The organism is Neobacillus rhizosphaerae, assembly GCF_050477885.1.
Lineage (GTDB): Bacteria > Bacillota > Bacilli > Bacillales > Cytobacillaceae > Neobacillus > Neobacillus rhizosphaerae_A.
Genome location: NZ_JBCNAC010000208.1, coordinates 1 through 11188, shown reverse-complemented (window position 1 = coordinate 11188; position 11188 = coordinate 1). Strand labels below are relative to the sequence as shown.

Here is an 11188-nt window from a genome sequence, read left to right as displayed (position 1 = left end):
GCTATGGTGATAGTGAGAGGGCGTTAAACTATAAGGATCCAAATTAATTGGCTATCTTAAAGAACAGTGTTAATTTTTATACCCTGATGATTGGAGCGGAAGGCACGAAGACTCCTGTGGGAGTATGGTTCAGGGGAGACCCCGCAGGCGCATGCGCCGAGGAGGCTCGCCGAAACACCCACGGAAAGCGAAGTGCCTGGAGCGGAAATCAACAGGCAAGTTTAACAGAGCCAAAAAAATAAAGGTAATCGTTTACATAATGAAAATGATTTTTGACAGAATTAAGTTGCTAATGTGACATCTTTATGAAATGAATCGGCTAGATGATTTATATCACATACCCTGTTTTTACCGTTCTTTATAGTAAAAGTAATGGAAGAATGGAGGAAATGTGATGAAATCAAAAGCATGGTATAAAAAACAGCTGAAGCGAAAGCCCATTACCATCACAAGATATGTGGTTCAGTCTGTTTTTTTATTGTTTTTACTATATGTAGGTTTGCAGTTTTACCGCTTTTATATGCACTTTGAAACGCTCGGAGAAACCACCTTTGTAGAAAGACCTTCTGCAGTTGAAGGCTTTTTGCCAATCAGTGCACTAGTTGCACTAAAGGTTTGGATTAATAGTGGGGAATTTGATCAGATTCACCCGGCAGGCCTTGTCCTATTTACCTTTTTTGTAGGGGCAGGAATCATCTTTCGCAAATCCTTTTGCAGTTGGTTCTGTCCTGTGGGTACGGTTAGTGAGTGGACGGCAAGACTAGGAAAAAAGATATTTAAAAGGAACTTTGAGGTTCCAACGTGGCTGGCTTGGCTCTTATCACCTATCAAATATTTATTGCTCTTGTTCTTCTTGAGTATGGTCATACAAATGTCCACCTATAGTGCAAAAGCTTTCCTAGAGTTAGATTATAATAAAGTTTCTGATGTAAAGATGTTGCAATTCTTTTTAAATATTGGCGGCACGGGTTTAACGGTTATCGCAGTGATTTTTATTCTGTCGTTATTTTTTAAAAACTTCTGGTGTCGCTTCCTATGCCCATATGGTGCACTAATTGGTCTTGCTTCCATATTTCGAATTACAAAGATTCGTAGAAATGAAGAGACCTGCACGAATTGTGAAATGTGTACAAAGGTATGCCCTCAGAGGTTAAAGGTCCACAAGGTGGAAGCAGTCAATTCACTTAACTGCACGGCGTGTATGTCCTGTGTGGAAGCTTGTCCTGTTAAGGATACGTTGAATATGACGGTTGTAAATAAAAAGGTCAACAAATGGTTTATTCCTGTCGCTTTCCTAGTGATGTTTATTTTAGTCGTAGGTTTTGCAAAAATAACGGGGCACTGGGACACCATTATTTCTTATGAAGAGTGGAAACAACTGATTCCAGAAGCTAATTATGTAGGGCATTAAACTTGAGTAATGAGCAACCTGCGTAGGGTTGCTTATTTTTATTGTTAAGGAGTCTGAAAATTGTGAAATAAATGTTGCTGAATGGAAGTTTAAACCAGTATCATGAAACTATAATTGTAAAATGAAGGAGGGGCTTTAACAGGCTATGGTAAAAGCAATAGAGGAGTATTCTTTGTCTGAGTTAATGAAGCTGATTGAATCCGTGTTAAATGAAAACCCGACTCCGATTGAGGGCATCTCAGCAAGCTATCAATTTACTATTGAAGGGGAGGAAGTGGGAGTTTATCAGCTGCAGATCGAATCAGGAAAAGCACTTGTAAAAGAACAGAGCGAACCACGAGCTGATTGTACATTATTGATGTCATGTGCTGACTTTCGAAAATTTTTATTAGGGAAATTAAATGGTACCATGGCATTTATGACGGGAAAGTTAAAAATCAAAGGCGATTTGAGTAAGGCTATCAAAATCGAAAGCCTTCTCCGACAATATGACCTAAAAGAGCATTTATAATAGTCTCTTATAGATAAACACCCAGTTTACTTTTTTCATATACATATAAAAAAGTAAACTGGGTGTGTTGTTATGTTTGAGAGTAATCGTCAACTAGTGAAATGGATTCAATCCTGCCTTCCTAATGGATCAGAATTACAAGATGTCCTTCGATACGCTGATTTGGATGGCGATGGAATGAATGAAGTGTTTGGAATGTACCGTTACCATCATCAGCTGTATTTGTATGTATTGAAAAACTATGGTGAATATTATTGGTTTTATTACCCACTTTCACAGAAAATAGTGAATAGAGCGATCCGAGCGCTCTCTATTCCTACAGAGGAAAGAGCAGTTTATCTGTTTCCTGCACCGATCAAACAAGTAGGCGGAACTAAATGGGGCTATATTGATGCTAAAGGGAAATTCGTTCTTCCTGCCATTTATGATGAGGCTAGAGATTTTCAAGAGAATGGGCTTTCCATCGTTAGATCTGGGGATCAATCAGGTGTCATTGATGCAAAGGGATATTTTATCGTAAAACCAAAATACGATACGATTCAGCCGTTTTCAGAAGGCAGAGCCATTGTTAATGACCGTCATGGGAATAAGGTAATTGATGAGAGCGGCAAGGAAATTACTGAAAGAGCCTATTCCGTGATTATGCCCGAGTATAAGGAAGGGCGAGTTGCAGCATCGATAGAGGATGAACACGGCCAGTATGTATATGGGTACTTGAACAAAAGAGGTAAGGAAGTCATTCCCCTAATCTTTGTTTCTACAAGTGAATTTAAGGATGGAAAAGCAATAGTAAAAACGAAGGAAGGGACCTTTCAGTTAATTGATTTAACTGGAAAGGTGCTGAACTCCTTCCCATACGCATTTATCGGTAACTATGGCCAAGGTTTATTAACGTTCAAGAAAACGGAAGATGGAAAGTTTGGATATATCGATGAAGAAGGTAGGATCGTCATCGAGCCTCGTTTCACTGATGCAGAACCATTTATAGATGGGCGTGCCATTGTTGCTATGTCTGACAGTAACCAAACACGCTATGGGTTAATCGATCAAAAAGGGCATTTTGTTATTAAACCAAACTACAATAATCTGATCAATCTAGGGGAAAACCGGTTTGCGGTTGGAAAGGAAAAGCAGCCCGAACAACCGTGTATCCGGTCAATTTATGCACTGGGGGATTCTGAAGGTCATATTCTAACCGGTTTTATTTTTAATGAGATAACTACTTTTGAAGAAGGGGTGGCTTCTGTATCTGATGACCAACATACTTTCTTTATTGATAAAAGTGGTAGGCGAGTGAAGCAGCTACCAATGCCTAACGGTAGTGGGACATTGCAAATAGAGAAAACAGTGATTAAGAGTGAAGTCGATCAGCGTTTACAATATTTTAGCCAAAACGGCGATTTAATATGGAAGCAAAATACTATTATCCCCCTAAACAAGCCCTACTTCGTTTTAGAACAAAGATACAGGCCAAATAAAGATTATTTAGTTTACTATCCACAGATACGAGGTATTCCTAACCAAGCAACCGTGAATGCAACCTTAGCGGACCTGGCAGGTGTGAAGCCAGTACCTTCCCATACACAGCTTGAATCCAGCTATGATGGTGATTTTGAATTGTCATATTACCAAAAAGATTTATTAGTAATTGAAATCACCGGATATGATTATGTATCTTGTGCAGCTCACGGCATGCCTATCTCAATATATGCACATATCAATCTTAAATCAGGTTTAATATATCAGTTAAAAGATTTGTTCAAGAAAGGGAGCCCGTTCGTAAAAGTCATTAGTGACTTCATTGGGAACAAAATCAAAAACGATGATCAATATTCCTACATCACACCTGATGATTATCATGGAATAAAGGAAGACCAGCCCTTTTATATGAATGAGGCAGGATTGAATATTTACTTTAAGCCTTACGAAATAGCCGCTTTTGCTGCAGGATTCCCCACTTTTACAATTCCTTTTGAGGAATTGAAGAGCATCATTAATCAGAATGGAAGCTTTTGGAGGTCATTTCATTAATGGGAGGGTGGGAGGAAATTCCTGCCTTTTTGCTTTCGGAAAATTAAAAAATAACAATAGAAAAAGGTAGGGAGGATATGAAATAATGTGATTAACTACCAGATGATAATAGAAGGAGTGAATTTTATGAGGATTTACGATGTTTCTAGAAAGTTGGTAAATGGAATGCCGGTGTGGCCTGGGGATACCCCTTTTCAATATGAAGTGTCTTGGCCGATGGAGGAAAGCGGCTCAGTTAATGTAGGTAGATTGGAATTGAGCACCCATACAGGTACACATGTCGATGCACCGTTTCATTTTGATAACCAGGGAAAAAGAATCATAGAGTTAGACCTTTCTTTATACATAGGACCTGCAAGAGTAGTTGACATGGCAGGGAAAGATAGTATCGGAGCAGTCGATGTAAAAGATATCAATCTCGATGGGGTTACGAGAGTAATATTTAAAACACTAGCCTGGAAAAATCCCGACGTATTTCCGGAGAAGATTCCCCATATTGAGCCGGATTTGGCTTCATTTTTAGCGGAGAAAGGGATTAGGCTTATCGGTTTGGATGTTCCTTCAGTCGATCCAATTGATAGTAAAGAGCTGCTTGCCCATCACAGTTTAAATCAACACGGAATTCACATCCTGGAATCACTTCTCCTTGATGAGATCGAACCTGGAGATTATGAACTCATCGCTTTGCCATTGCCTTTAGTAGATGGAGACGGAAGTCCAGTTCGCGCAATCCTTCGTAAAAACTAGATAATGAAAAAGAAGAAGCATGGCTGTGCTTCTTCTTTTTATTTAATACTTAACATGAGTGCTACATAGGTCGTGAAAATAAATAAGACGCTCATCAAAATGGTTAGACTCTTATGAGCTCTTTTTACAAAAATAATGATCATTAATATGAGAAAAAAGATGGCTGCTAGTAACAAGCTTACGGATCCAATACCAAGTGTAATGTGTAACGGAAAAACAACCTCACTCGAATGAAAAAAGCTAAATAGTGAGGAGCCACCCTCTGTTTTTAGTGTAATTAATATGTCATGCGGTGGTGATTGCTGTCCTAGTGCCCCGGTAACAGCAAAAAGTAGTAACACAATTACACTCTCAAGCTTGGCCCATGAAAGTGGGTTAAAGGTTGAATCACTGACCAGCTTTTTTCGAACAAGTACGCTGTTGATAAAAGCAAACACGAGTAACGGTACGATTGTTAAATGTTTAATCAAGAGGGCTTGCCCGTATGATAATGGCCATGTATTAGCATAGTCCTTTATATCCATCACAAAGGTCATTAAGGAAATCCCAGTTATGATTGTAATAAGAAAGCAAATCGCGGCCAGCGGAGTAAACCATGTTAAAAACTTTTGCCAATTTTCATGATTTTTTGAGAACCAGCTGACAATCATCAAAACTCCAATCCAGGTGCTAACAGCTAAAAAGTGAGCGGTGTGAGTAAAAAAGCCAGGCCATTTAGATAGTGAACTGGCATGACTGGACAAGCCGATGGTTCCAATCAATGCAATTGTCAGGATTAATCCAGTAATAGATAAGTAAGGTTTCCGCTCCACCTTAATTGGGAGAAGAAATATAAACAAAACGATCGAAAGGATTCCAGTTTTAATCCAGGATTTACCTGATTCAAAGTTAGTTAACACCGATTGTAGTGTGCTACCTAGTCCCAACCCGCCCTCAGATAAATAAAGAATAATTCTTAAAACAGGCACAAAGGAAAAAAGGGCAATTCCTAGAACTGCCCCCAGGATAACCCCTTTTGAGACCTTGATCTCAGGACGGTAGTTTTCGGGTACAAGATTGATAATAAAACTTCCGAGCAACAAGGAAAAACATAAATAAAGCAAAGCTTCGCTTAGTACATTCAAAATTAACATTTAGGCATGCTTCCTTCTAAAAATTAACCAATAGCTCCCTAAGCCAACAATAATAATGAAGGCAACAGAAAACGGGATGACATAATCTTTGAAAGATGGCTCAGAAGGACTAGCTGTTGTAGGTACAGAAGCAGCCTGTTCTTTCCCATCAGTCGACTTGGATGGGGATGCGGTATCTGTAAGTTTAGCCTCTTCAGTTGATGTTTGCGCCTCTTTTTTAGTTGCTGAATCCGCACTACTAACTTGGGATGCTGAGCTATTTGTCTCAGGCAATTGTACTGTAAAAGAAAGGTCTCCTTCAAGTGGGTGTCCATCTGTCCCAATAATCTTCCAGTGAATAGAATAAGATCCGTTTGCAAGATCCTCAGGCAAAACACCAACTAACTCGTCGCCTTTAATTTCAACTGGTAGGGGAATAGATGCATGATTTGCATCCGCTAATGTAAATGTACTTGTAGGTTCCAGGTTTGTTTCAAACGTAAGCGTAATTTCTTTCAATGATTCAGTCAGCACTGCGCCATCTTTAGGAGATGAATCTTCTAAATGGGAATGGGCAAACACATTCGTTCCTAATAGAAAAAACAACAGAGCAGTTATTAAAGATATCTTATTAAACATCATTTTCAACTCCGTTATATTGTTATTTAACTGTTGTCATTTTATCACCATTTTCATCTTCTTATATCAATTTGCTTGTAAAGTTCACAAACCTGTCGAAATTAAGACCTATTTTGCTTGATATAAATCAATTTTTTTCAAAAATAAAGGTGATAAACTGAAACTAACTTTTAATAAAGGGGAGCGGAAAAGTATGTTTCAAATCGTAGATAAAAAAGCAGTCATGGATGTTCGGGAAAGAATTGCAAAGGGGGAGCACCCACGACGAGAAATATTAAATTTTATCAAATCAGCACCTGTTGGTACGATTTTTGAAATTCATTTGCCACATCGAGGCGAGCCGTTAATTGGGAGCATTCAATCGTTAGGAATGAATGTGATTGTTAATGAACTTGAACCCATGCATTTCCGGCTCATGGCGGTAAAATTATCTGAGCTTTAGTCCATTCCAGCAATCATTTTTAGTTGGTCCAACTCTAGAATCTGTATTTGTCTGCGTCCATTCATATTGATCCATTTTTTTGACACGAACGCTAAAAGCTTTCTGCTTACTGATTCTGGAGTTGTTCCTATATAGCTGGCTAGGTCCTTTTTTGAAATAGGCAGGGTAAAGGCATTAAGATCTGCTTTCATTTTTTCATGAAAAAGAATAAGAACCCTTGCGAGTCGTTGTTCTACTTCCATCAAGCTCAATAATCCAACCGACTCATCTGCTTGATACAAACGATCACTTAAAGCTAATAAAAATCGATAGGTTAAATCAGCGTTCGTCTCCATTGTCTTTAAAAAATCCTTCTTCTCAATTGAGCATATAACCGTATTTCCTACCGCTTCAGCATTTACATTATGTCTATCCTTTCGGAGTAAGGAAGATAAACCAAAGAAGTCCCCTGGAAACAACAACCTGACAATTTGCTCCTTTCCTTCTGCAGACATTTTGGTTAGTTTAATTAACCCTTCATTTATGACAAATAGTGTTTCAGAGCTCTCCCCTTCATGAAAGATAACCTCTCCTTTTACAAAATGACGGCTCCTGGTGACTTTTTGTAATAGTATAAGATCCACATCCTTCAATCCCTTAAAAACAGGAACAGTTGTAAGACACGAAGAATCATGAGTGCAGCAATGTTCACAGCCCATCCTTCATTCAACTCCTATATGAACGTTTCATTCTATAGGTTCATCATATCTATTTTTTAGACTAGATGTAGTGATTTGTATCAATCAATCATATTAGGAACTTTACTTATTTCTTGATTAACGGTTGTTTCTTGATTTAGGTCAATGTTATTGAGAATTATTATCAATATAATAAAAGAAAAACAAGAGGTGAATAGGTCATGCAAGCTTGTTTAATAGTTTATGCCAGTATGACAGGGAATACAGAAGAATTAGCGGCTTTGATTGCGGAGGGTATTCGAAAGGCCGGAGGATCAGTAGAAATAAAGGATATTTTAGAGGCAGATGTGACAGAGCTTCACAACTACGATGGCATCCTTTTAGGTGCATATACATGGGGGAACGGAGAGTTACCAGACGAATTTCTCGATTTCTATGATGAAATGGACCAAATAAATATAGCTGGAAAAAAAGCGACAGCATTTGGCTCTTGTGACTCCTCTTATGATCATCGAGGTGGGGCTGTAGATTTGTTAATTGCAAAGCTAAAGGAGCTCCGCGCAGACATCGTTCAGGACGGATTGAAAATTGATTTAGCTCCAACTGACTCAGAAAAACAACAATGTATTACATTTGGTCAGTCGTTTCTGGGACATATTTCACAAAAGAAAGGGGCTTAAAAAATGAGTATGATTGAATTTGCTTTAAATGATGTTGCATGTACAGGGTGTATGGGAAAAATAAAAAGGAGAATCGAAAAAACCACGGGTGTGGAACAAGTAAAGGTTTTGTCCGGAACCGGAAAAATTCAAATAAAATTTAATGAAAATCATATCCAGATAGATGAAATCAACCAGACCATTCATAAATTAACATTACGTTCATTTGATTAAAGGAACTGTTCACTGACAACAGTTTCTTTTTTTATAAGATTAATTTTTATTAAGAACAAATATGTGCGTTATAATATACAATTAAAGTGGTATGACATTTAAAAAATAGATACTGTAATAATTTTTCCTTCCAGATTAATAATAGTCAAAAAGGGAGGAATCCATTTGGAAATCGATAGAGATAGTAAATTTGAGAAAACGTTTCTTCCGATGTCATCCGTTGGCAGTGGCGTTGGTATATCTGTTCTACCAGATGTCTTTAGTTATACGGACCAGATTGTCAATCTAATCCTGGTTGGAAACCCCAATGAGACAAATGAATTTGTACTGGTTGATGCTGGTATGCCTAAGTCGGCAGAAGAAATAAAGGCAATGGTTCAGGAAAGATTTGGCGAGCATGCGAGCCCCAAAGCGATAATCTTAACACATGGCCATTTTGATCATGTTGGTTCTATTGCTGCTTTATTAGAAGACTGGAATGTCCCAGTTTATGCGCACGAAGAGGAACTTCCGTATTTAACTGGACAGAAGGATTATCCTCCGGGAGATCCAAGTGTGGACAGTGGTTTGGTAGCTAAGTTATCACCAATGTTCCCTAATCATGGGATCAATATTAGTTCACTCGTAAACACACTTCCTTCGGATGGCTCTGTGCCATTTATGCCTAATTGGCAATGGATACATACACCTGGCCATACACCGGGTCATGTTTCACTATTCCGTGAACAAGATGGGATGTTAATTGCCGGGGATGCGTTTGTTACGGTCAAACAGGAATCGCTATATAAGGTAATGACACAGACAAAAGAAATCAGTGGGCCGCCCAAATACTATACGACCGATTGGGATGCCGCTTATGAATCGGTAAAAAAGCTAGAAGCGCTAAAGCCTCAGGTTGCAGTAACTGGACATGGTTTGCCAATGAGTGGGGAAGAATTAGAAGAAAATCTTCATTACTTGGTTGAATATTTTAGTGAGATCGGTAGGCCTGAAAGTGGTCGATATGTGAATTGATTTCATTCACGAGAGTGGGTTGCTGTAACGTAGCAGCCCTATTATTCCGTTTGGTCGTTCGTTAATAAGAACATTTAGTTAAGGATGTATCAGCATAAGAATAAGTAGATAGACTGGTTACTAATCTAAGTATGATTAAAAGGGGGAGCCAATGAGATTTTGTATATTCCTACTGTTCGCTGGGCTGTTAGATGCTGTTTTAACTCATTTTGGGATTGTTTCTGGATTTATTACGGAAGGAAATCCAGTGATGAATGTGGTTATTGGTAAAAGCTGGTATTATTTTTATTTGATTAAAATATCTCTTCCATTGCTATTGCTGGGTTTGTTCTATTTACGGCCATTAAAGGGATGGACGAAGTCTCTCTTGCTATCCACCTGTGTTTTATATCTTTCCGTCCTAGTGTATCATGCTGCATGGATGATCCTCTATATTAATACTTCATTTTAATCTACATCGTTGAATCTAGACACTCCACGGTAATTACGATAGTATCAATACGATATACAAATACTAATAATAAGAAAAATGATTTTTTTATAAAGGAGTACAATATGTTAAATACGTTAAAGCCTTATTTGCAGGAAGCGTGGGAAAAATCAGGGTTTCAAACTCCGACTTCAATCCAGGAATCGGCAATCCCAATGATTATGGAAGGCAAAGATCTAATAGCTGAGTCACCAACAGGAACAGGTAAAACACTTGCTTATTTACTTCCACTGTTACATAAAATTGATACGGATGTTCAAGGTCTACAAGCTGTTGTATTAGCATCTTCACAAGAGCTAGTCATGCAGGTATATCAGGAATTTCAAAAATGGTCAGAGGGAAGCGGAATCAGGGGCACATCCATTATTGGAGGGGCAAACGTGAAACGCCAGCTTGAAAAATTAAAAAAGCGTCCCCAAGTCATTTTTGCTACACCTGGCCGTCTACTTGAATTAATTAAACAGAAAAAGGTGAAAATGCACGAAGTGAAATTGGTTGTCCTTGACGAAGGCGATCAGCTCCTCATTCCAGAGCATTTAAACACAGTTCAAAACATTGTTAGATCAACGATGAATGACCGTCAAGTGGTTCTATTCTCGGCGACAATGAAAGCAGCAACAGAAAAATTAGCCAAGGATCTTACAAAGGATCCAGATGTTCTACGCATTGAAAAGGATGAAATAGCTTCCTCTGGAGAAGTAGAACATATTTATTTTCTATGTGAACCAAGAGATAAAATCAAGCTTCTTGAAAAAATTGTCCGCTTGGAAAACAGCAAATCTCTTGCGTTTATTAATGATATTGGTGAGATTGAAGTGTTTAAAGAAAAATTACTTTTTAAAGAGCTTTCCCTTGGCATTCTTCATAGTGACATGAAGAAGCTAGAGCGTCAGGCGGCTTTAAAATCGTTCCGTGATGGAAAAATGAAGATGCTTATTGCGACAGATGTAGCAGCAAGAGGCCTTGATATTCAGGGAGTAACCCATGTTGTTCAGATTGATTCACCAAAGGACATTGCCCAATATGTCCACAGAGCAGGTAGAACAGGAAGAATGGGTGCAAATGGAACGATTATCTCTCTTGTTACAGAACGAGAAGAAAGAGAATTAAAGCGCTATTGTCGAGAGCTTAATGTTCCGCTTCAGAAGAGAGTATTTTATCAAGGCAAAATTGTTGATGAAAAACAAAAAGCAAGATAGAGGGGGGACAGTCCCCCACTGC

Annotated in this window: 13 protein-coding genes; 10 read left to right on the top strand and 3 right to left on the bottom strand. The window is 38.5% G+C overall.

Annotation, left to right across the window (positions count from 1 at the left end):
* The first annotated feature begins 394 nt into the window (after nt 1-394).
* The 4 genes from ABES03_RS25730 to kynB all read left to right on the top strand — a co-directional run bounded on the left by ABES03_RS25730 (nt 395) and on the right by kynB (nt 4700).
* Nucleotides 395-1411, top strand: coding sequence for a 4Fe-4S binding protein (locus tag ABES03_RS25730; RefSeq protein WP_430122064.1), 1017 nt, complete (start codon nt 395-397; stop codon nt 1409-1411).
* A gap of 145 nt (nt 1412-1556) precedes the next feature.
* A complete protein-coding gene (locus ABES03_RS25725) occupies nt 1557-1922 on the top strand; it encodes an SCP2 sterol-binding domain-containing protein (RefSeq protein ID WP_430122062.1) in 366 nt (121 codons plus the stop codon).
* Nucleotides 1923-1994: 72 nt separating this feature from the next.
* Nucleotides 1995-3953 (top strand): WG repeat-containing protein, encoded by a 1959-nt coding sequence (locus ABES03_RS25720; RefSeq protein ID WP_430122060.1) that lies wholly within the window; start codon nt 1995-1997, stop codon nt 3951-3953.
* Nucleotides 3954-4079: 126 nt separating this feature from the next.
* Entirely contained in the window at nt 4080-4700 is a 621-nt protein-coding gene (gene kynB / locus ABES03_RS25715; protein WP_430122058.1) for an arylformamidase, read from the top strand.
* Nucleotides 4701-4738: 38 nt separating this feature from the next.
* Here kynB and ABES03_RS25710 read toward each other — a convergent pair whose 3' ends face one another.
* Entirely contained in the window at nt 4739-5833 is a 1095-nt protein-coding gene (locus ABES03_RS25710; protein ID WP_430122056.1) for a copper resistance D family protein, read from the bottom strand.
* Nucleotides 5834-6454 carry a copper resistance protein CopC gene (locus ABES03_RS25705; protein WP_430122054.1) on the bottom strand — a complete coding sequence of 207 codons (621 nt, stop codon included), beginning with the start codon at nt 6452-6454 and terminating at the stop codon, nt 5834-5836.
* 190 nt (nt 6455-6644) lie between these two features.
* Here ABES03_RS25705 and ABES03_RS25700 point away from each other — a divergent pair, with 190 nt between their 5' ends.
* Nucleotides 6645-6893 carry an amino acid decarboxylase gene (locus tag ABES03_RS25700; RefSeq protein WP_335530373.1) on the top strand — a complete coding sequence of 83 codons (249 nt, stop codon included), beginning with the start codon at nt 6645-6647 and terminating at the stop codon, nt 6891-6893.
* On the opposite strand, the gene ABES03_RS25695 is transcribed toward ABES03_RS25700, so the two are convergent.
* Nucleotides 6890-7591 (bottom strand): Crp/Fnr family transcriptional regulator, encoded by a 702-nt coding sequence (locus ABES03_RS25695; protein ID WP_430122052.1) that lies wholly within the window; start codon nt 7589-7591, stop codon nt 6890-6892. The two genes, ABES03_RS25700 and ABES03_RS25695, sit on opposite strands and share 4 nt — an antisense overlap.
* Before the next feature lie 200 nt (nt 7592-7791).
* Between ABES03_RS25695 and ABES03_RS25690 the strand changes: the two genes are divergently transcribed.
* The 5 genes from ABES03_RS25690 to ABES03_RS25670 all read left to right on the top strand — a co-directional run bounded on the left by ABES03_RS25690 (nt 7792) and on the right by ABES03_RS25670 (nt 11166).
* Nucleotides 7792-8250: a flavodoxin gene (locus ABES03_RS25690; RefSeq protein ID WP_430122050.1), complete on the top strand. Its 459-nt coding sequence runs from the start codon at nt 7792-7794 to the stop codon at nt 8248-8250.
* A 3-nt stretch (nt 8251-8253) separates the two neighbouring features.
* Nucleotides 8254-8463, top strand: a complete 210-nt coding sequence (locus tag ABES03_RS25685) for a heavy-metal-associated domain-containing protein (protein ID WP_430122048.1) — start codon at nt 8254-8256, stop codon at nt 8461-8463.
* Between the two features lie 210 nt (nt 8464-8673).
* Nucleotides 8674-9477 carry an MBL fold metallo-hydrolase gene (locus ABES03_RS25680; protein ID WP_430122066.1) on the top strand — a complete coding sequence of 268 codons (804 nt, stop codon included), beginning with the start codon at nt 8674-8676 and terminating at the stop codon, nt 9475-9477.
* Nucleotides 9478-9628: 151 nt separating this feature from the next.
* The gene (locus ABES03_RS25675; RefSeq protein WP_430122046.1) at nt 9629-9928 is read left to right on the top strand and encodes a DUF5658 family protein; all 300 of its coding nucleotides are present in this window, start codon (nt 9629-9631) and stop codon (nt 9926-9928) included.
* 104 nt (nt 9929-10032) lie between these two features.
* Nucleotides 10033-11166, top strand: a complete 1134-nt coding sequence (locus ABES03_RS25670) for a DEAD/DEAH box helicase (protein WP_430122044.1) — start codon at nt 10033-10035, stop codon at nt 11164-11166.
* The last annotated feature ends 22 nt before the right edge of the window (nt 11167-11188 follow it).